This window comes from Arthrobacter sp. NEB 688 (genome assembly GCF_013201035.1).
Lineage (GTDB): Bacteria > Actinomycetota > Actinomycetes > Actinomycetales > Dermatophilaceae > Phycicoccus.
Genome location: NZ_CP053707.1, coordinates 1971441 through 1991773 on the forward strand (window position 1 = coordinate 1971441; position 20333 = coordinate 1991773).

At 71.9% G+C, this 20333-nt stretch carries 15 protein-coding genes; 7 read left to right on the forward strand and 8 right to left on the reverse strand.

Features of this window, described 5'->3' with window-relative positions; all coding sequences use genetic code 11:
• The first annotated feature begins 10 nt into the window (after nt 1-10).
• The 3 genes from HL663_RS09335 to HL663_RS09345 are packed head-to-tail and all read left to right on the forward strand — an operon-like array spanning nt 11 to nt 2555.
• Nucleotides 11-757, forward strand: a complete 747-nt coding sequence (locus tag HL663_RS09335; RefSeq protein WP_173028134.1) for an esterase family protein — start codon at nt 11-13, stop codon at nt 755-757.
• A 14-nt stretch (nt 758-771) separates the two neighbouring features.
• Nucleotides 772-2025 carry an ATP-grasp domain-containing protein gene (locus tag HL663_RS09340; RefSeq protein ID WP_286176026.1) on the forward strand — a complete coding sequence of 418 codons (1254 nt, stop codon included), beginning with the start codon at nt 772-774 and terminating at the stop codon, nt 2023-2025.
• The gene (locus tag HL663_RS09345) at nt 2022-2555 is read left to right on the forward strand and encodes a DUF1697 domain-containing protein (RefSeq protein ID WP_173028135.1); all 534 of its coding nucleotides are present in this window, start codon (nt 2022-2024) and stop codon (nt 2553-2555) included. The genes HL663_RS09340 and HL663_RS09345 overlap by 4 nt, the downstream gene beginning before the upstream one ends.
• A gap of 323 nt (nt 2556-2878) precedes the next feature.
• On the opposite strand, the gene pgm is transcribed toward HL663_RS09345, so the two are convergent.
• Nucleotides 2879-4543, reverse strand: coding sequence for a phosphoglucomutase (alpha-D-glucose-1,6-bisphosphate-dependent) (gene pgm, locus HL663_RS09350; protein ID WP_173028136.1), 1665 nt, complete (start codon nt 4541-4543; stop codon nt 2879-2881).
• A gap of 116 nt (nt 4544-4659) precedes the next feature.
• On the opposite strand from pgm, the gene sqr reads away from it, so the two are divergent.
• The 3 genes from sqr to HL663_RS09365 are packed head-to-tail and all read left to right on the forward strand — an operon-like array spanning nt 4660 to nt 6803.
• Complete coding sequence (gene sqr / locus HL663_RS09355) at nt 4660-5904, forward strand: type III sulfide quinone reductase, selenoprotein subtype (RefSeq protein WP_173028137.1); 1245 nt, start codon at nt 4660-4662, stop codon at nt 5902-5904.
• 46 nt (nt 5905-5950) lie between these two features.
• Complete coding sequence (locus HL663_RS09360; protein WP_173028138.1) at nt 5951-6265, forward strand: TusE/DsrC/DsvC family sulfur relay protein; 315 nt, start codon at nt 5951-5953, stop codon at nt 6263-6265.
• A gap of 1 nt (nt 6266) precedes the next feature.
• Nucleotides 6267-6803: a DsrE/DsrF/DrsH-like family protein gene (locus HL663_RS09365; protein WP_173028139.1), complete on the forward strand. Its 537-nt coding sequence runs from the start codon at nt 6267-6269 to the stop codon at nt 6801-6803.
• A gap of 60 nt (nt 6804-6863) precedes the next feature.
• Here the strand turns inward: HL663_RS09365 and glgB are convergent, their stop codons facing one another.
• From glgB to HL663_RS09395, 6 genes are all read right to left on the reverse strand, one after another.
• On the reverse strand, nt 6864-9089 hold the full coding sequence (gene glgB / locus HL663_RS09370) for a 1,4-alpha-glucan branching protein GlgB (RefSeq protein WP_502709044.1): 2226 nt from the start codon (nt 9087-9089) through the stop codon (nt 6864-6866).
• A complete protein-coding gene (locus HL663_RS09375; RefSeq protein WP_173028140.1) occupies nt 9086-10543 on the reverse strand; it encodes a maltokinase N-terminal cap-like domain-containing protein in 1458 nt (485 codons plus the stop codon). The genes glgB and HL663_RS09375 overlap by 4 nt, the downstream gene beginning before the upstream one ends.
• Nucleotides 10536-12269: a maltose alpha-D-glucosyltransferase gene (gene treS, locus HL663_RS09380; protein ID WP_173030093.1), complete on the reverse strand. Its 1734-nt coding sequence runs from the start codon at nt 12267-12269 to the stop codon at nt 10536-10538. The genes HL663_RS09375 and treS overlap by 8 nt, the downstream gene beginning before the upstream one ends.
• 14 nt (nt 12270-12283) lie before the next feature.
• Nucleotides 12284-14311: an alpha-1,4-glucan--maltose-1-phosphate maltosyltransferase gene (locus HL663_RS09385; protein ID WP_173028141.1), complete on the reverse strand. Its 2028-nt coding sequence runs from the start codon at nt 14309-14311 to the stop codon at nt 12284-12286.
• Between the two features lie 66 nt (nt 14312-14377).
• Nucleotides 14378-16918, reverse strand: a complete 2541-nt coding sequence (locus tag HL663_RS09390; protein ID WP_173028142.1) for a glycogen/starch/alpha-glucan phosphorylase — start codon at nt 16916-16918, stop codon at nt 14378-14380.
• A gap of 130 nt (nt 16919-17048) precedes the next feature.
• Nucleotides 17049-18404 (reverse strand): alpha-hydroxy-acid oxidizing protein, encoded by a 1356-nt coding sequence (locus HL663_RS09395; RefSeq protein WP_173028143.1) that lies wholly within the window; start codon nt 18402-18404, stop codon nt 17049-17051.
• 416 nt (nt 18405-18820) lie between these two features.
• On the opposite strand from HL663_RS09395, the gene HL663_RS09400 reads away from it, so the two are divergent.
• Nucleotides 18821-19348 carry a hypothetical protein gene (locus HL663_RS09400; RefSeq protein WP_173028144.1) on the forward strand — a complete coding sequence of 176 codons (528 nt, stop codon included), beginning with the start codon at nt 18821-18823 and terminating at the stop codon, nt 19346-19348.
• A 79-nt stretch (nt 19349-19427) separates the two neighbouring features.
• Here HL663_RS09400 and HL663_RS09405 read toward each other — a convergent pair whose 3' ends face one another.
• A complete protein-coding gene (locus HL663_RS09405; RefSeq protein ID WP_173028145.1) occupies nt 19428-20318 on the reverse strand; it encodes a phytanoyl-CoA dioxygenase family protein in 891 nt (296 codons plus the stop codon).
• Nucleotides 20319-20333 lie beyond the last annotated feature (15 nt).

Genomic DNA, 20333 nt, shown 5'->3' on the forward strand with positions numbered 1-20333 from the left:
GTCGGGACGCATGGAGCAGCGCAGCGTCCGGCTCGGGGTCCCCGGCCACGACGCCGACCTCGAGGTCGTGCGGTACGGGCACTGGGGGCGTCCGGTGCTCCTCTTCCCCTCGGAGGCCGGCGCGGCGCGCGACGCCGAGGGCGACGGGATGCTCGACGCCGTCCGTCCGCTCGTCGACGCCGGCCGGGTCAGCCTCTTCTGCGTCGACTCGCTCGACGGCTGGTCGTGGTCCGACACCTCGCTGCCGACCGAGGAGCGGGCCCGGCGCGCGGGGGCCTACACGACGTGGCTGAGCGAGGCCGTGCTGCCGTGGGTGCAGTCCGAGACCGGTGGCTCGCAGGAGGTCGTGGCGGTCGGGCCGTCGATGGGCGCCTACCACGCGGTGCACCTGGCGCTCACCCGCGCCGACGTCGTGCCGCTCGCCATCGGCCTGTCCGGCAACTACGACCCGACGACGTGGAACGGCTGGGGCGAGGTCGGCGACGCGACGTACTTCGCGAACCCGTCGGCGTACCTCGCGCACGCCGGCGGCGACCACCTCGACTGGCTGCGCTCGCGGGTGTCCATCCTCCTCGTCGTCGGGCAGGGGCCCTTCGAGGTCTCGCCGACCCGGTCGCTGCCCGCCACCCAGGAGTTCGCGAACGTGCTGTCCGGCAAGGGGATCCGCCACGAGCTCGACGTCTGGGGCCACGACAGCGCCCACGACTGGCCGTGGTGGTCCCGCCAGCTCGCCCACCACCTGCCCCGCTTCACCTGACGAAGGGACCACCCGTGACCGACCCGATGGACCACCCCGTCGGCCTCCTCCTCGGGGCCGAGCAGGACTGGCCGACCGCGTTCGAGGCGCTCGCCGCCCGGCTGGGCGTGCTCACCGCGCCCGACGGCACGCAGCACACCCTCTCGACCGAGCGGATGACCATCGAGCCGTTCAACCTGCGCGACCGGGTGCGCCACGAGCTCGTCATCGACCGGCTCGCGCACTGGTACTACCACCCGCGCGAGTGGCTGAAGAAGGCCGCGCTCATGGACGACGTGTACCTGCTCAACAGCCCGTTCACGTTCCAGTCGATGGAGAAGCACTCGGCGTACTGCGCGCTCATGCGGCTCGGGATGAACGTGCCCGAGACCGTCCTCGTCCCGTACAAGAACCCCGTCGACAACGCGCGGTGGGCCTTCACCTCGGCGAAGTACAACCGCTCGTTCGACCTCGACGAGATCGCCGACTCGCTCGGCTACCCGCTCTACATGAAGCCCTTCGACGGCGGCGGCTGGCGCGGGGTGTCGCAGGTGCGCGACCGCGAGGACCTGCACCGGGCGTACGACGACTCCGGCGAGATGCTCATGCACCTGCAGGCGTCGGTGCCCGACTACGAGCACTTCGTCCGGACGCTGACCATCGGCCCCGAGACGATGGCGATGAAGTTCCGTCCCGAGGAGCCGATGCACGAGCGCTACGCCGTCGTCCACGACTTCCTCTCCGACGAGGTCGGCCGCGAGGTGCTCACGGTGAGCCAGACCGTCAACGCGTTCTTCCGGTGGGAGTTCAACTCCTGCGAGATGCTCGTCAAGGACGGCGTCGTCCACCCCATCGACTACGCGAACGCCTGCCCGGACGTCGCGGTGGCCTCGCTGCACTACTACTTCCCGTGGGCGATGACGGCGCTGCTGCGCTGGACGACGTTCTGCACGGTGACGGGGCGCTCGCCGCGGCCGCACATCGACACCGCGCCGTGGTTCGCCGTCGCCGACGACGAGGTGCTCGACCACCAGGGCCGGCTCGCGGCGTACCAGACGCTCGCCGACGACCACTTCGAGGCCGAGCGCTACCGGGCCTTCTGCGACACCACGCTCAGGCACGTCCCCGAGATGGTGCTCGAGTGGGTCGGCTCCGAGGACTTCCGGCGGATGCTCACCTCCACCGTCCAGCAGACCTACCCGCCGCAGGAGTGGGAGCGCTTCGAGGCGCACTTCTCCGGGCTGATCGCGCTCTGGCTCTCCGACGAGCAGGTGCGGCTCGCGTCGTGAGCACCCGGGTCGGGTTCCTGCGCGCCGTCAACGTCGGGCGGCGCCGCGTCGCGATGAGCCGGGTCGTCGCGCTGTGCGAGGGCCTCGGGTACGACGACGTGTGGACGTACGTCAACAGCGGCAACGTCGTGCTCGACGCGACGGGGTCGCGGGCGGCGGTCGAGCGGGCGGTGGAGGGCGCGCTCGAGGACGAGTACGGCTTCGAGTGCTCGACGTTCGTGCGGACGCCGGCGCAGCTGCGCGCGGTGCTGGCGGACCGGCCGTTCGGGGTCGGCGAGGGCGACACGCACTTCGTGACGTTCCTGCGCTCGGCGCCGTCCGACGGTGACCTGGCGGCGCTCGAGGGGCTGTCGAACGAGGTCGACACGCTGGTGGTCCGGGGGAGCGAGGTCCACTGGCGGATGCACGGGCGGTCGACGGACTCCCGTCTCGTGACGCGGGACTGGGAGCGCATCCTCGGCCCGGCGAGCAGCACGAGCCGCAACGTCACGATGCTGACCAAGCTCGTGGCGAAGATCGACGCCCGCTAGTCCCTGCGGCGCTCGTCGGCCACCGTGCCGCCCCGACCTCAGCTCGCCGTCCGCATCCCGCCCAGCCGGTGTGCCCTGACGCCCCGGCCCGGCGAGGTGTCCCCGACACGGCGAGGCCATCGCGGCACGGCGAGATCGCACCGGCACGGCGAAGTCACCTCGGCACGGCGAGGTCGCCCCGATCCTGCGCTGCCGGGGTCATCCCGCCCTGCCGGTGTGCCCTGACGCCCCGGCACAGCGAGGTCGCCCCGGCACACCAGAGTCACCCCGACATGTGGAGGCGGGTGAGGTGTGCGGGGTGGTGGGGCTGGAGGGGCTGCGGATCAGCCGCCGAGGGCGGCGGAGACAACGTCCTTGGCCTCGGCCTGGACCTGGGCGAGGTGGTCGGGGCCGCGGAAGGACTCGGCGTAGATCTTGTAGACGTCCTCGGTGCCGCTCGGCCGGGCCGCGAACCACGCCGACTCGGTGACGACCTTGAGGCCGCCGATGGCCGCACCGTTGCCGGGGGCCTCGGTCAGCTTGGCGGTGATCGGCTCGCCGGCGAGGGTCTCGGCGGCGACGTCGGCGGGGGAGAGGGCCGCGAGCTTGGCCTTCTGCGCCCGGTCGGCGGGGGCGTCGATGCGCGCGTAGGCCGGCTCGCCGTGGCGCGCGACGAGGTCGCCGTAGTGCTCGCTCGGGGTCCGCCCGGTGCGGGCGATGATCTCGGAGGCGAGCAGCGCGAGGAGGATGCCGTCCTTGTCGGTCGTCCACACCGAGCCGTCGTGGCGCAGGAACGAGGCGCCCGCCGACTCCTCGCCGCCGAACGGGCCGGAGCCGTCGAGCAGGCCGGGCACGAACCACTTGAAGCCGACCGGCACCTCGACGAGCCGCCGGCCGAGGTCAACCGCGACCCGGTCGATCATCGAGCTCGACACGAGGGTCTTGCCGATGAAGCCGTCCTCGCGCCACTGCGGCCGCGCGCCGCCGTAGAGGTAGCGGATCGCGACGGCGAGGTAGTGGTTGGGGTTCATGAGGCCGGCGTCCGGGGTGACGATGCCGTGCCGGTCGCTGTCGGCGTCGTTGCCCGTCGCGACGTCGTACTCGTCGCGCCGCTCGATGAGCGAGGCCATCGCCGAGGGGGAGGAGCAGTCCATCCGGATCTTGCCGTCCCAGTCGAGCGTCATGAACCGCCAGGTCGGGTCGACGAGCGGGTTGACGACGGTGAGGTCGAGGCGGTGGCGCTCGGCGATGGCGCCCCAGTAGTCGACCGCCGCGCCACCGAGCGGGTCGGCGCCGATGCGCACCCCGGCCTCGCGGACGGCGTCGAGGTCGAGGACGTTCGGCAGGTCGTCGACGTAGTGCCCCATGAAGTCGTGTGACCGCGCGGCCGCCCGGGCACGCGCGAAGGGGATGCGCCGCACCCCCTCGAGGCCGGCGCGCAGGTAGGCGTTGGCCGCCGCGGCGATGACCTTGGTCGCGTCCGAGTCGGCGGGGCCGCCGTGCGGGGGGTTGTACTTGAAGCCGCCGTCGCTCGGCGGGTTGTGCGACGGGGTGACGACGATGCCGTCGGCGAGGCCGCGGCCCGCAGGCATGTCGTCGACACCGGAGACCTTGCCGCGGTTGGCCACGAGGATGGCGTGCGAGACCGCGGGGGTCGGGGTGTAGCGGTCGGCGGAGTCGACGAGCACGGTGACGTCGTTGGCGGCGAGCACCTCGAGCGCGCTCGACCACGCGGGCTCCGACAGCCCGTGCGTGTCGCGGCCCATGAACAGCGGTCCGTCGTAGCCCTGCTCGCGCCGGTAGTCGCAGATGGCCTGCGTCGTGGCGAGGATGTGCGCCTCGTTGAACGAGGTGCGCAGGCTCGAGCCGCGGTGGCCGGAGGTGCCGAAGGCGACCTGCTGGTCGACGTCCTCGGGGTCGGGCTCGCGCGTGTAGTAGGCCGTGACGAGCGCCGCGACGTCGACGAGGTCGGAGGGCTGGGCGGGCTGTCCGGCGCGCGAGGAGGTCATGGCGACGATCCTCGCAGAACGGGTCCGCCGCCGACAGGTGACGGTGTCCGCGAGATCACACCCGGACATACCCCACGGGGTAGACATCCGACTACTACCACGAGTAGTACTGAGTCATGAGCGGAACACGGAAGCACCTGCTGGTCCTCGGGGCCGGGACGGCCGGGACGATGGTCGTCAACAAGCTGCGCAAGCGGCTCCCGGCCGACGGCTGGGGCATCACCGTCGTCGACCGCGACGACGTCCACGACTACCAGCCGGGCTACCTGTTCATCCCCTTCGGCCTCACCACCCCCGAGCAGGTCCGCCGGACCAGGCGGCCCCTCATCCACGACGGCGTCGACGTCGTCCTGGGCGCGGTCGAGCGGGTCGACACCGAGGCCCACGAGGTCCACCTCGAGGACGGCCGCGTCCTGCCCTGGGACCAGCTCGTCATCGCCACCGGGACCTCGCCCCGCCCCGAGGAGACCGAGGGCACCCTCGGCCCCCAGTGGCACCGGGAGGTCGGCGAGTTCTACACCTACGAGGGCGCGATCGCGCTGCACGACCAGCTCGACACCTTCGCCGGCGGACGGCTCGTCGTGCACATCACCGAGCTGCCGATCAAGTGCCCCGTCGCGCCGCTGGAGTTCACCTTCCTCGCCGACGACTGGCTGCGCCGGCGCGGCCTGCGGGAGCGCACCGAGCTCGTCTTCGTCACCCCGCTCGACGGCGCGTTCACCAAGCCGGTCGCGAGCCGCACCCTCGGGAGCCTGCTCGAGGAGAAGGGCATCACCGTCGAGCCGGACTTCCTCGTCGAGCGGATCGACCAGGAGCGCAAGGTCCTCGTCTCCTACGACGAGCGCGAGGTCGCCTACGACCAGCTCGTGACCGTGCCGCTCAACAAGGGGGCGGACTTCGTCGCCGCGTCGGGCCTGGGCGACGAGCTGGGCTACGTGCCGGTCGACAAGCACACCTTCCTCGCCACGGGGCACGACGACGTCTTCGCCCTCGGCGACGCGAGCAACATCCCGACGAGCAAGGCCGGCTCGGTCGCACACTTCTCGGTCGAGGTCTTCGTCGAGAACTTCCTCGAGCACGTCGCCGGCCGCCCGATGACGCACTCCTTCGACGGCCACGCGAACTGCTTCGTCGAGTCCGGCCACGGCAAGGCGCTGCTCCTGGACTTCAACTACGACACCGAGCCCCTCACCGGCACCTTCCCCCTCCCGCGGGTCGGCCCCCTCCGCCTGCTCGGGGAGTCGCGCGCCAACCACCTCGGCAAGCTCGCGTTCCGGCACGTCTACTGGAACGCCCTCCTGCCCGGTCGCCCGCTCGGCCTGCCCGCCGAGATGTCGATGGCCGGCAAGAACCCCGCCTGACGCCCCCGACGCCCCCTGACGCACCGACCGGAAAGGACACACCACGATGACCACCACGACGATCGCCGGCCACGAGGTCGAGGTCACCGACGAGGGCTTCCTCGCCCGCCCCGACGACTGGAGCGAGGACCTCGCCCCCGAGCTGGCCGCCCTCATCGGCCTGCGGCTCGACGACGAGCACTGGAGGCTGATCCGCTTCCTGCGCGAGGACTACGCCGTCCAGGGCGAGACCGCCACGCTGCGCCGGGTCTCGACGCAGACCGGCACGCCCGTCAAGCAGCTCTTCGCCCTCTTCCCCGGCAAGCCCGCCAAGAAGATGGCCTACGTCTCGGGCCTGCCCAAGCCGAAGGGATGTGTCTGACATGACCGCCACCGACACGACGCCGCTCGTCCCCTCGTTCGACGACGACTCCGGCAGCGGGCGCAGGCTCGCGATCATCTGCTCCAAGGGCAACCTCGACATGGCGTACCCGGGCCTCATCCTCGCCAACGCCGCCGTCGGCGAGGGCGTCGAGACGCACCTGTTCTTCACGTTCTGGGGCTTCGACATCATCACGCGGGCGACGATGGCCCACCTCAAGCTGAGCTTCGTCGGCAACACCGCGATGCACCCGCCCGGGCACAGCGAGATCGGCATCCACCACATGCTCGGCGCCCTGCCCGGGGCCACCGCCGCGGCGACGAGGATGATGAAGAAGCAGATCGCCGACCTCGACGTGCCGGACGTCCCGGAGTTCCTCGAGCTGCTCACGGCGTCCGGGGTGCACCTGTGGGCCTGCCGGATGTCGGCCGACATGAACCACGTGACCGAGGACGACCTCTACGAGGGCGTCGAGGGCGTCATCTCGGCGAGCGACTTCATCGAGCTGACCGAGGGGGCGCAGCTGCTGTTCATCTGAGCGGTTGGGCTGCGGCGGCGGCCCGGCGGGACCCTGTCCCCCGCCGGGCCGTTCGCCGCGTCAGATGTCGAGGACGGCGGCCGGACGCTCGGTGCCGGGCACCGGCGCGAGGTAGACGGTCGAGAGGCGGGCGACCCGCACGGTGACCGACCAGGGCTGGTCGTTCCAGGGGGTCGGCTCGGCGCTCAGGACCACGCCGCCCTGGCTCGGGGAGCCGGCCTCGTCGAAGCCGCTCGTGTCGAGGACCACCTCCCAGTCGCCCGAGCGGGGCACGCCCAGGCGCACCCACTCCTTGTCCTCGCCGCTGTAGTTGACGGCCGTGACGACGACGTCGCCGGTGCCGTCGGCCCGCTCGTGGCGCAGGTAGGAGAGGAGGTTGCCGGTGTTGTCGTCGGCGTCGAGCCAGCGGAAGCCGGCCGACTGCTCGTCGAGCGCCCAGAGGGCCGGGTGCTCGCGGTAGACGGTGTTGAGGTGCTTGACGAGCGCGTGGACGCGGTGGTGCGCGGCGTGGTCGAGCAGCCACCACTCGAGCGAGCGGCCGTCGGCCCACTCCTGCGGCTGCGCGAACTCCGAGCCCATGAAGAGCAGCTGCTTGCCGGGGTGGCTCCACATGTAGCCGAGGAAGGCGCGCAGCGTCGCGAGCTGCTCGGGGCGCTCGCCGGGGATCTTCGTCAGCAGCGAGCCCTTGCCGTGGACGACCTCGTCGTGGCTGATCGGCAGGACGAAGCTCTCGCTGAAGGCGTACATGAGCGAGAAGGTCAGCAGGTTGTGGTGGTACTGGCGGTGGACCGGCTGCTCCTGCAGGTAGCGCAGGGTGTCGTTCATCCAGCCCATGTTCCACTTGAGCCCGAAGCCCAGGCCGCCCTGCGAGGTCGGGCGGGTGACGCCCGGCCACGACGTCGACTCCTCGGCGATGGTGACGATGCCCGGTACCCGCTTGTAGGCGGTGGCGTTGGCCTCCTGGAGCAGCCCGATGGCCTCGAGGTGCTCGCGGCCGCCATGGACGTTGGGGATCCACTCGCCGTCCTTGCGCGAGTAGTCGAGGTAGAGCATCGAGGCGACGGCGTCGACGCGCAGCCCGTCGACGTGGAACTCCTCGAGCCAGTAGACCGCGTTGGCGACGAGGAAGTTGCGCACCTCGAGCCGGCCGAAGTCGAACACGTGCGTGCCCCAGTCGGGCTGGTCGCCGCGGCGGGGGTCCGGGTGCTCGTAGAGGGGGAGGCCGTCGAAGCGGGCCAGGGCCCACTCGTCGCGCGGGAAGTGGCCGGGCACCCAGTCGAGGATGACGCCGACACCGGCGCGGTGCAGCGCGTCGACGAGGTACTTGAAGTCGTCGGGGTCGCCGAAGCGCGCGGTCGGCGCGTAGTAGCCGGTCACCTGGTAGCCCCACGAGGGGCCGTAGGGGTGCTCCATGACGGGGAGCAGCTCGACGTGGGTGAAGCCGAGGTCGGTGACGTAGTTGACGAGGTGCTCGGCGAGCTCGCGGTAGGTCAGGCCCTGGCGCCACGAGCCGAGGTGGACCTCGTAGACGCTCATCGGGCCGGTGTGCGGGTTGCGGGCCGCGCGCTGCTCCATCCACGCGTCGTCCTGCCACGCGTGGCTGCTCTCGTCGACGACGGAGCCGGTGCGCGGCGGGCACTCGGTGCGGCGGGCCATCGGGTCGGCCTTGGCGCGCACGACGTCGTCGGCGCCCCGGATCTCGTACTTGTAGACGGCTCCCGCGCCGACGCCGGGGACGAAGAGCTCCCAGACGCCGCTGCCGCCGAGCTGGCGCATCGGGTGCACCCGCCCGTCCCAGCCGTTGAAGTCCCCGACGACGCGGACGGCCTTGGCCCGGGGGGCCCACACCGCGAACGACGTGCCGCGCACGTCGCCCATCGGGCCGGGGTAGGAGTGCACCCGGGCGCCGAGGACGGTCCACAGCTGCTCGTGCCGGCCCTCGCCGACGAGGTGCAGGTCGACCTCGCCGAGCGTCGGCGCGAAGCGGTAGGGGTCGTCCTGCTCGTGCTCGATGCCGTCGTCCCACGCGACGAGCAGGCGGTAGTCCATCGTCCGCGTCGCGCCCTCGCGCACGGCCGTCCAGACGCCCTCTGCCTCGTGCTTGAGCGCGAGCTCCTGGCCGTCCTCGAAGCGCACGCGCACCGACCGCGCCATGGGTCGCAGCACGCGGATGCGCAGGCCCGTCGGCTCGAGGTGCTGGCCGAGCAGGTCGTGCGGCTGCTGGTGGCGGCCCTGGACGAGGGCGGTGATGGCGCCCCCGACCTCGGGGCTGGGCATGGGGGTCACGAGAGATCTCCTTGCGGCGGGCTGGCGGGGGAGAAGCGGGCGGTCAGCCGGGTGACGGCGTCGCGGGGGACCGCGAGCCACTCGGGGCGGTTGCGGGCCTCGTAGACCACCTCGTAGAGCGCCTTGTCGAGCTCGAAGGCGGCGAGCACCGCGGCCCGGTGGCGGGGGTCCTCGCCGGCCTCGGCGGCGTACCCGTCGAGGAAGGCGTCCTGGGCGTCGGTGACCCACGTGCGGGCGGAGCGGCCGACGATGCGCTCGAGGGTGCCGCCGACGTAGTCGAAGCTGCGGAGCATCCCGGCGACGTCGCGGACCCACTGGTCGGGCAGCACGCGCTCGTCGAGCGGTCGCAGGGGCTCGCCCTCGAAGTCGAGGAGCACCCAGCCGCGCTCGGGGGAGCGCAGGACCTGGCCGAGGTGGTAGTCGCCGTGGATGCGCTGCAGCGCAGGCCAGTCCGCGGACTTGGCGGCGGCGAGGACGGCCTCGACGGCCGGCCCCTCGGCGGCGAGGTCGGGCACGGCCGCGACGGCGGCGTCGAAGCGCGAGCGCATGCTCGCGAGGATGGCGTCGACCTGCGCGGGGGTGGTCGGCTCGGTGCCGAGCACCCCGGCGAGGGTGCGGTGGACCTCGGCCGTGGCCTCGCCGAGCTCGCGGGCCGGCCCGGTGAAGTCGGTGCCGTCCTCGGCGGCGCGCAGCGCGACGCGCCAGGCGTCCTCGACGCCGGGCAGGAACTCCTGCGCGAAGGCGAGGTGGCCCCGCGCGGGCCGGTCGCCCTCGGGGCCGGGGTGCGGCCACGCACCGGTGACCGAGCCGACGACGGCGGGTACGCGGCGAGAGCCGGCGTCGACGAGCGCGCCCTGGAGGACGACGTCCGGGTTGTCGCCGGGGGAGAGCATCCGGAAGACCTTGACGATGAGCGGCACGTGGGTGCCGTCCTCGTCCTCGGTGTCGAGGATGACCGAGGTGTTCGACTGCTCCCCGGTCAGCACGCGGGAGGAGCGCACGCGGACGGACGAGGTCCAGCTGGGCTGCGGCACACCGGAGACCGAGTCGTCGACGGCGTCGGACGCCGAGGACGAGGCGGCCGGGACCCGACCCTGCACGAGCTCGAGGAGCTGCGTGGCGTACGCCGGGTCGTGCGGAGCGTCGTAGACCCAGCGGCGGCCGAGCACCGAGTGCTCGAGGGTGCCGACGAGCGCGTGGTCCGCGGACGCCAGCGGCTCGCCGCGGTAGGTGAGCGGGACCTGGTAGACCACCGGCTCGTCGCCGGCCTCGTCGACGACGAGCATCGTCTCGATGCCCACCTCGCCGGCCGGGTCGTCGAGCCGCCACGCCGCGAGCCGGCGCACGCGCGGGCGCCGGCCCTTCGCGGCGTACCAGCGCTGCGAGCCCATCCACTCCTCGACGAGCTCCTGCTTCGAGGGGGTGAGGCTCGCGCCGGTGTGGATCTCAGCCACGGTCGCTCCCGTGCGGCGGTTCGAGCGCCAGCCAGAAGAAGTCGCGCGAGCCGAGCGTGACGGTGAGCGTGCCGTCGGCGGAGACGTCGGGGAAACCGGTGCCGCCGAACAGGTCCCGCGTCTCCCAGCCGGCGAGCTCCTCGGGGAGCGTCACCGTCGCGGCCTGCGGGCGCGAGGACAGGTTGTTGATGCAGAGCACGGCCTTGGCCGAGCGGTCCTCGACGTCGCGGTCCCGCCGGTCGACGCGGGTGTAGGCGAGGACGCGGTCGTGCGAGGAGTCGCACACCGTGAAGTCGCCGAGCCCGAAGACCGGGTGCTCGCGACGGACCGAGAGCATCCCGCGCACCCAGTGCAGGAGCGAGGAGCCCGAGGCCATCTGCGCCTCGACGTTGACGTGGTTGTAGTGGTGCACGAGCGACTGCACGACGGGCAGGTAGAGCTTGCCCGGGTCGGCGGTCGAGAAGCCGGCGTTGCGGTCGGGGGTCCACTGCATCGGGGTGCGCACGGCGTCGCGGTCGTCGAGCCAGATGTTGTCGCCCATCCCGATCTCGTCGCCGTAGTAGAGGCACGGCGAGCCGGGCAGCGAGAGCAGCAGCGCGTGGATCAGCTCGATCTCCGGGCGGCTGTTGTCGAGCAGCGGCGAGAGCCGGCGCCGGATGCCGACGTTGGCGCGCATCCGGGGGTCCGGGGCGTACCAGCCGTACATCGCGGCGCGCTGCTCCGGCGTCACCATCTCGAGGGTCAGCTCGTCGTGGTTGCGCAGGAACGTGCCCCACTGGGTGCCGGCCGGGATGGCGGGCGTGTCGGCGAGGACGTCGATGATCGGCGCCGCCTTCTCCTCGCGCAGCGCGTAGTAGAGCATCGGCATGACGGGGAAGTGGAAGCACATCTGGCACTCGGGGGAGTCCTCGGTGCCGAAGTAGTCGACGACGTCGCTCGGCGACTGGTTGGCCTCGGCGAGGAGGATGCGGCCCGGGTACTCGGTGTCGACCATCCGGCGCAGCGAGGCGAGGAAGTCGTGCGTCTTCGGGTGGTTCTCGCCGTTGTGCCCCTCCTCCTCGTAGAGGTACGGGACGGCGTCGAGGCGGAAGCCGTCGATGCCCATGTCCATCCAGAACCGGACCGCGTCGAAGATCGCCTCGTGGACCGCCGGGTTCTCGAAGTTGAGGTCCGGCTGGTGGCTGAAGAACCGGTGCCAGAAGAACTGCCGGCGGATCGGGTCGAAGGTCCAGTTGGACGTCTCGGTGTCGATGAAGATGATCCGCGCGTCGGTGTAGCGGTCGTCGGTGTCGGACCAGACGTAGAAGTCGCCGTAGGGGCCGTCCGGGTCGCTGCGCGAGGCCTGGAACCAGGGGTGCTGGTCGCTCGTGTGGTTCATCACGAGGTCGGTGACGATGCGGATGCCGCGGGCGTGCGCCTGCGTGATGAGCTCGCGGAACTCCGGGAGCGTGCCGAACTCGGGCAGCACCTGCGTGTAGTCGGAGATGTCGTACCCGCCGTCGCGCAGCGGGCTGGCGTAGAACGGCGGCAGCCAGAGGCAGTCGATGCCGAGCCACTGGAGGTAGTCCAGCCGGTTGATGATGCCCTTGAAGTCGCCCTCGCCGGAGCCCGTCGAGTCGCCGAAGGCGCGCACGAGGACCTCGTAGAAGACGGCCGTCCGGAACCACTCGGGGTCGTGCCGCAGGCCCGGCTGGTTCATGCCGAGGCCGGGGGTGCTGTGCCCCATGCCGGGGATCGCGCTCACCAGGGCCTCCTCAGCTCGATCACGTGACAGGGTTCGACCTCCGGGCCGAGACGCACGTAGACATCACGCTGCCACGTCCAGGTCTCGCCGGTCACGATGTCGTGGGCCTCGAAGGAGTCGCCCGCCTGGAGGCCGAGCGCCGGCATGTCGAGGCGCAGGGTGCTCGCCCGCGTCGAGTGCGGGTCGAGGTTGGCGACGACGAGGACGACGTCCTCGGTGCCGTCGTCGAGGACGCGGCGCTTGGAGAAGGCGAGGAAGTTCTCGTCGTCGACGTGGTGGAACTCGATGTTGCGCAGCCGGTGCAGCGCGGGGTGGGCCCGGCGCACCTCGTTGAGCATCGTCAGCCAGCCGGCGAGCGAGCGGCCCTCCTTCGGGCCGCCGGGCTCGTAGTCGGCCCAGCCGCGGTCCTTGAACTCGTACTTCTCGTTGTCGATCTGCTCCTCGGCGCCCGGGCGGGCCACGTGCTCCATCAGCTCGTAGCCGGCGTAGATGCCGTAGGTCGGCACGAGGGTCGCGGCGAGGGCGCTGCGCACCTTCCAGGCCGCGGGGCCGCCGAACTGCATGTACGGCGTGAGGATGTCGTGGGTCGTCGGCCAGAACGAGGGCCTCATGTAGTCGGCCGACTCCCCGGCGAGCTCCTGGAGGTACTCGCGCAGCTCGGGCGCGGTGCTGCGCCACGTGTAGTACGTGTAGCTCTGCTGGAAGCCGACCTTGGCGAGCGTGTGCATCATCGCGGGCTTCGTGAAGGCCTCGGCGAGCCAGATGACCTCGGGGTGGTCCTGTGCGACGTCGGCGATGATCCACTGCCAGAACTCGACCGGCTTGGTGTGCGGGTTGTCGACGCGGAAGATCTTGACGCCGTGGTCGATCCAGACCTGGACGACGCGACGCACCTCGGCGTAGATGCCCGCCGGGTCGTTGTCGAAGTTCAGCGGGTAGATGTCCTGGTACTTCTTCGGCGGGTTCTCGGCGTAGGCGATCGTGCCGTCGGCCCGCGTCGTGAACCACTCCGGGTGCGCCTCGACCCACGGGTGGTCGGGGGAGCACTGGAGGGCGAGGTCCATCGCGACCTCCATCCCGAGCCGCTCGGCCTCGGCGACGAACGCGTCGAAGTCGGCGAAGGTCCCGAGGTCGGGGTGGATGGCGTCGTGGCCGCCGTCGGGGGAGCCGATCGCGTAGGGGCTGCCCGGGTCCTCGGGGCGCGCGTCGAGGGTGTTGTTCGGGCCCTTCTTCGCGGCCTGGCCGATCGGGTGGATCGGGGTGAGGTAGACGACGTCGAACTTCATCGCGGCGATGGCCGGCAGCCGCTCGGCGGCGGTGCGCAGGGTGCCGGTGACCCAGCGGTGGTCCGCCGCGTCGTAGCGGGCGCCCTCGCTGCGGGGGAAGAGCTCGTACCAGGCGCCGTAGAGGGCGCGCTCGCGCTCGACGAGCAGGGCGTGCTCGGCCGAGGGCGAGACCATGTCGCGCAGCGGGCGGTCGGCCAGCTCGCGCTCGACGGCGGCGTCGGTGCCGGCCTTGAGGCGCACGAGGTCCGGGCGCGCGGCGTCGCGCAGCGTCCGGATGGCGTCGACGAGGACCTTCTCCTGCTCGGCGGTGCGCTCGACCTCGTCGAGGGCCCGCTCGAGGACGAGAGCGCCCTCCTCGAGCATCAGCTCGGTGTCGACGTCGGCCGCGACCTTGATCGTCGCGTCGTGCTCCCACGTGCCGTAGGGGTCGGACCACCCCTCGACGCGGTAGGACCACCAGCCGGTGCGGTCGGGGGTCACGCGGGCGACCCACGTGTTGAGCCCCTCGTTCGTGCACGTCATCGGCAGGAGGCGCTCGACACCGTCGGGGTCGGTGAGCACGACGGTCGCGTTGACCGCGTCGTGCCCCTCGCGGAACACGGTCGCGGAGACCTCGAGCTCCTCACCGACGACGGCCTTCGCGGGGCGCGAGCCGTGGTCGACGACGGGTCGGACGTCCTGGACCGGGATGCGGCCGATCGGGTCCTGGGGCGGGGCGGTGCGGAGGGCATCACTCACCCCACCGAACCTACACGGACGGGGGCGGGTGACGCTGGCCGCGCCACCCGCCCGTCCGCGTGCTGGTCAGGCGCGCCAGATGCGCTCGAGGTAGTCGCGCATCGAGCGGTCGGAGGAGAAGAACCCCGAGCGGGCGACGTTGAGGATGGCCGAGCGCGACCACGCGTCCTCGTCGCGGTACGCGGCGTCGACCCGCTCCTGGGCGTCGAGGTAGGGCTGGAAGTCCGCGAGGGCCATGAAGGCGTCCTGGTGGAGCAGGTTGTCGATGACCGGGGCGACGGCCTGGCGGTCGCCGCCGGTGAAGCGGCCGCTCGCGAGGAGGTCGATCGTGCTGCGCAGTCGCGGGTTCTGCTCGTAGTAGCTCGAGGGGGAGTACCCCGGCCGCAGCCGCTCGACCTCGGGCTCGGTCATCCCGAAGAGGAAGAAGTGGTCGTCGCCGACGAGCCGACGGATCTCGACGTTCGCGCCGTCGTCGGTGCCGATGGTCAGCGCGCCGTTGAGCGCGAACTTCATGTTGCCCGTGCCCGAGGCCTCCTTGCCCGCGAGCGAGATCTGCTCGGAGAGGTCGGCGGCCGGGATGAGCTTCTCGGCGAGGGTGACGTTGTAGTTCGCGGGGAAGGCGACCGAGAGCCGGCCGGCGACCGCCGGGTCGGTGTTGACGACGTCGGCGACGGCGTTGATGAGGAAGATGATCTCCTTCGCCATGTGGTAGCCGGGGGCCGCCTTGGCACCGAAGACGAAGGTGCGCGGGACGACCTCGTCGGCGCTCACGCGGCCCGAGACGACGTCGTCGTAGAGCGAGACGATGTGGAGCAGCTTGAGGGTCTGGCGCTTGTACTCGTGCAGGCGCTTGACCATGACGTCGAGCATCGTGTCGCGCGGCAGCTCGAGGCCGTCGCGGACCTTGAGCAGGTCGTAGAGGCGCTCCTTGTTGGCCTGCTTGACCCGGCGGAACTCGGCGCGGAAGGACGCGTCGTCGGCGTAGGGCTCGAGCTCGCGGAGGCGGTCGAGGTCGGTGACCCAGCCCTCGCCGATCGTGTCGTTGAGCAGCTCCGAGAGGCGGCGGTTGGCCAGCCGCACGAAGCGCCGCGGGGTGATGCCGTTCGTGACGTTGGTGAACTTCTCGGGCCACAGCTCGCTGAAGTCGGGGAGCACCTTGTCGCGCAGCAGCTGGCTGTGCAGCTCGGCGACGCCGTTGACCTTCGAGCCCGCGACCGTCGCGAGGTAGGCCATCCGGACCGAGCGCTCGGGGTGCTCGGCGATGACCGACATCCGGCGCACCCGCATCTCGTCGCCGGGGAAGGCCGCGCGGACCTCCTCGAGGAACTCCTCGTTGATCCGGTAGATGATCTCGAGGTGGCGGGGCAGGAGGCGGCCGAGGAGGTCGACCGACCAGACCTCGAGGGCCTCGGGCAGCAGCGTGTGGCAGGTGTAGGCGAAGCACTTCTGGGTGATCGACCACGCCTCGTCCCAGTCGAAGCCCTTGCGGTCGATGAGGATGCGCATCAGCTCGGGGATGGCGATGACCGGGTGGGTGTCGTTGAGCTGGAACATGATCCGCTCGGGGAGGCGACGCAGGTCGAAGTCCGCCGGCAGGGTGTTGTCGATGTAGTCGTGCAGCGAGCAGGCCACGAAGAAGTACTGCTGCTGCAGCCGCAGCTCCTTGCCCTGGGGCGTCGAGTCCTCGGGGTAGAGGACCTTCGAGATGTTCTCGGCGAAGGTCTGGGCGCGCACGGCCTCGGCGTAGTCGCCGGAGTTGAAGATCTGGAGGTCGAACGCCTGCGTGGCGCGGGCGCTCCACAGGCGCAGGGTGTTGACGACGCCGTTGCGGAAGCCGGGGACCATGTAGTGGTACGGCATCCCGAGGACGTTCCAGTCGGGCGTCCACGTCGTGCGCTCGGTGCCGTCCTCGGCCGTCGTCTTCGCCGTCGAGCCGCCGAAGCCCACGAGCACCTGGCGCTCGGGGTGCGGGAACTCCCACGGGCTGCCGAGCGAGAGCCACGAGTCGGGCCGCTCGACCTGGCGGTCGCCCTCGAAGGTCTGGCGGAAGATGCCGTACTCGTAGCGGATGCCGTAGCCGATGCACGGCACGTCCATCGTCGCGAGGGAGTCGACGAAGCAGGCGGCGAGGCGACCGAGGCCACCGTTGCCGAGGCCGGGCTCGACCTCCTGCGCGCGCAGCGTCGCGATGTCGATGCCGCAGCGGCGCATCGCCTCCTCGGCGATGTCCTGGAGGTTGGTCGCGAGGACGTTGTTGCCGAGCTGGCGGCCGAGGAGGTACTCGGCCGAGAGGTAGCCGACCGTCTTCTGCTGCGCCTGGCGGCGGCGGGCGCCCGTCTCGAGCCAGTCGGCCATGAGGTAGCGGCGCACGGTGCGGGCCAGCGCGAGGTACTGGTCGTTGACCGTCGACTGCGACAGCAGGGTGCCCTGGCTGTAGTTGAGCTCGGCGAGGAAGGTCTCGACGAAGCCGTCGACCGTCGTCGCCGGCTGGACGACCGGACCGTTGGCGAGCGGGTGGGTCGTGCGGAACCCCGGGCCGATCCGGCGGGCGTCGGTCGACGGTGACTCGTCGGAGACGAGGGAGCTCGTGGGCACGGTGTCGGTCATCGGTGCTCGTCCTTCGGGCATGGGGTGGGTCGGGCGCGGCGACGGTGAGGCGCTGACACAGGGTAGCGACCGCGTGCGGAAACGCTTGCACACTCGAGGGGTGGTGCGCAGCCCCTCGACCGGATGGCGGTCATCCGGCCGGGGCGCGGACGAGGAGGTCGGGCGTGAGGTCGGCGAGCGTGCGGCACCCGGTGAGCGCCGCGGTGAGGTCGAGCTCGGCGGCGATGTTGCGCAGGACCTCGCCCACGCCGTCCTCGCCGGCCAGGGCCAGGCCGTAGACGTGCGGGCGCCCGATGCCGACGGCGGTGGCGCCGAGCGCGAGGGCGACGAGCGCGTCGACGCCGGTGCGCACTCCGCTGTCGAAGAGGACCGGGGTGCCGGGGGAGCGCTCGCGGACGGCTGCGACGACGCCGGGCAGGGCGTCGAGGGCTGCGACCGTGCGGTCGACCTGCCGGCCGCCGTGGTTGCTGACCCAGAGGCCGTCGACGCCGAGGTCGAGGGCGCGGGCGGCGTCGTCCGGGTGCAGGACGCCCTTGAGGAGCACCGGCAGGCTCGTGAGGTCGCGCAGGCGGGGCAGGTCCTCCCAGGTGAGGGCGGGGCGCGAGAAGACGTCGAGGAAGGTCTCGACGGCGGCGCGCGGCACGGGGGAGCGGAGGTTCTCGCGGGTGCCGCCGGGGTGGTTGCGGCTCATCGCGAGCAGCGTGCGGACGGCGGTCGGGGTGGGGCGGGGCGCGGGCTCGGCCGGGTGGTCCGTGTCGCTGGCTGCGGCGGCGGCGGCGGTCACGCGCTCGGCGACGAGGCGCGCGAAGACCGGGTCCGAGGTGTACTGCGCGATGCCCTCGCCGCGCGCGAACGGGAGGTGGCCGAGGTCGAGGTCGCGTGGGCGCCATCCGAGGTAGGCGGTGTCGAGGGTGACGACGAGGGCCTCGGCGCCGGCGGCCTCGGCGCGGTGGACGAGGGAGGCGGCGAGGTCGTCGTCGCGGCTCCAGTAGAGCTGGTACCAGAAGGGGCTCCCGTCGAGCTCCTGCGCCACGGTCTCCATCGGCACGGAGGCCTGGGTGCTGAGCACCGGTGTGACGCAGGCGCTCCGGGCGGCGCGGGCGACGGCGAGGTCGGCGTCCGGGTGGGCGGAGGAGAGGACGCCGACGGGGGAGACGAGCAGCGGCGTGGGGTGCCGGCGGCCGAGGATCTCGACCGAGAGGTCGCGCTCGGAGGTGTCGACGAGCAGCCGGGGGACGACGCGCCACCGGTCGAAGGCCGCGCGGTTGGCCTTGGCGCCGGCCTCGCTGCCCGCCGAGCCGGCGACGTAGGCGAAGGCGCGGCGCGACATCACCCGCTCGGCGGCCTCCTCGAGGCGGGTGCCGTCGGTCGGGACCGCCGGGCGGCGCCCGAACGAGCCCGCCCTGTAGATCGCCGCCTGCGCGACGCGCCCGATCCCCTCGGCCACCCGCGTCGCCTGCCCCGCCCGTCCCGCACCGTCGACCATGCGCGCCTGTCTACCCGATGCCCTCGCGGCAGGCGACCCCTGCGCCGTGAGGAGGCGAACCTGTCATCGAGGAGGCGTCCTGGTCCGCCGAGAGAAGGCAACACGCAGGGGGAACGGCGTCACCCTCTGCGTGTTGCCTTCTCTCGACGGCGGCCCAAGGTGTGCCGCCCCGGACTCCCCGCGCCGTGGGAGGAGATGCGTGTCGGGTGGGAGGGAAACCTCGCAGGGTGGAGGGAATCGTCTCGACCTGGGGAGACATGCGTGCCGGGTGGGAGGGAAACCTCCCGGGGTGCGTGGAAGCCGGGGAGGGGACATGTCCGGCGCGGGCGCTCGGGACCGACCGGTCGGCGGGTCCGGGGTGCCGCTGGGCGAGGCGCCCGGGGCTGCCCGGGCCGGCACGCCCTAGGGTTCCTCTCGTGCAGCGTTTCGTGTGGGTCGCCTGGGGTCTCCTCGTCGTCGTCGTCGACCTGCCGCTCGCCGGCTGGGACGTCCTGCCCGACCTCGTCGGATACGCGTGGGTGATCATCGGCCTCGCGGGCTCCGCGAGCGTGCACCCCGCCTTCGTCCGCGCCCGTGCGGCAGCCGTGGTCGGCATCCCCGTCTGGGCGGTCCTCGGCACCCCGCTGTTCGCCTCCCCGCGCTACGGCACGCTGCTGCTGACGGCGCTGACCGTCGAGATCGTCGTCGTCACCCTGCTCGTCCACCAGGTCTGCACCGGCATCCTCGCCACCGCCCCGGCCAGCGACCCCGACTCCACCCGCTGGGCCCGCATCCTCCGGGTCGCCGCGCTCGTCGTCGGCGTCCTCATGATCATCGCCCTCGTGCTCACCGCCGGTGGGCTGCGCCTCTACCCGCTCGTCTTCCTCGCGAGCGTGGTCGTCGGGGTGCTCACCGTCATCCTCGTGCAGCGCGTGGCGCGTGCCGGGTGGATCGCCACGGCCTGACCCGCCGCGCCGCACGCACGCCCCACGCGACGAGGCCCCCGGACCGCTCGGTCCGGGGGCCTCGTCGCGTGGGGCGCGGTCAGCGCAGGAACGGGATGGCCCGGTCGAGCAGGCCGCGCTCCTTGAGCTCCGCGCGCAGCGGGATCTCGTCGTCGATCCAGCCGCTCTGCTTGATGCCCCAGAACGACGCGTGGTCGGGGCCGTAGCCGAGCAGCTGCTGGTGCAGCGGCGAGAGGCCCTGGAACCACTCGGAGGACTGGTCGGCGACGGCCTCGTCGAGCGGGCGGATCCAGCGGTAGGTGTAGCCGATGAACATCAGCTTGCGGATGCGCTCGCTCTTGTTCATCGAGCGGCTGTGCCACAGGCGGCGGTCGAAGATGAACGCGTCGCCCGGCTCGAGGAGCACCTCGACGGCGCCCTCCGGCTCGATGATCGGGTCGCCCGGCTTCTCGGGTCGGCCCTCGAGCGTGTTGCTCTTGTGGCTGCCCGGGATGACCTTCGTGTTGCCGTAGCCCGGCTCGGAGAGGTCGGTCAGGGCGTAGCAGATCTTCGTCATGAACATCGGACGCACGTCCATGTCGATGTCCGAGTTCTGGCGGTAGCCGTCCTGGTGCCAGTTCCAGAAGGGCGGCTCGTCCTTCGGCGGGTTGACGTCGATGTGGTTGTGGTGCGTGTAGATGTTCCAGCCCATCGTCCCCCAGATGTAGGGGAACGTCGTCGGCCAGGACAGCAGCTCGGCGAAGCGCGGGTCCTTGTGCAGCCAGCCCATGACGTGGATGGAGCGGTCCGGGCGCAGCTCGCCCGCGGCCTCCTCCTCCGCGTAGATGCGGTCGACGGCGTTCTCGAAGTACGCCCGGTCCTCCTCCGGGAGGGCCCCCTTGATGACGACGAAGCCGTCACGGTCGTACTGCTCGCGGATGGCCGGGTCGAGCGGCTCGAAACCGGTCGGCGCGGGTGCGGTCGCGGTCATGCTCGGTGTCTCCTC

Excerpts from the sequence above, each read along its gene's own strand:
- HL663_RS09335 (WP_173028134.1), top strand. The coding sequence starts at position 11 with ATGGAGCAGCGCAGCGTCCGGCTCGGGGTCCCCGGCCACGACGCCGAC.
- pgm (WP_173028136.1), bottom strand. The coding sequence starts at position 4,543 with ATGACCTCCTCGCGCGCCGGACAGCCCGCCCAGCCCTCCGACCTCGTC.
- sqr (WP_173028137.1), top strand. The coding sequence starts at position 4,660 with ATGAGCGGAACACGGAAGCACCTGCTGGTCCTCGGGGCCGGGACGGCC.
- HL663_RS09360 (WP_173028138.1), top strand. The coding sequence starts at position 5,951 with ATGACCACCACGACGATCGCCGGCCACGAGGTCGAGGTCACCGACGAG.
- HL663_RS09365 (WP_173028139.1), top strand. The coding sequence starts at position 6,267 with ATGACCGCCACCGACACGACGCCGCTCGTCCCCTCGTTCGACGACGAC.
- treS (WP_173030093.1), bottom strand. The coding sequence starts at position 12,269 with ATGGGGCACAGCACCCCCGGCCTCGGCATGAACCAGCCGGGCCTGCGG.
- HL663_RS09390 (WP_173028142.1), bottom strand. The coding sequence starts at position 16,918 with ATGACCGACACCGTGCCCACGAGCTCCCTCGTCTCCGACGAGTCACCG.
- HL663_RS09395 (WP_173028143.1), bottom strand. The coding sequence starts at position 18,404 with ATGGTCGACGGTGCGGGACGGGCGGGGCAGGCGACGCGGGTGGCCGAG.
- HL663_RS09405 (WP_173028145.1), bottom strand. The coding sequence starts at position 20,318 with ATGACCGCGACCGCACCCGCGCCGACCGGTTTCGAGCCGCTCGACCCG.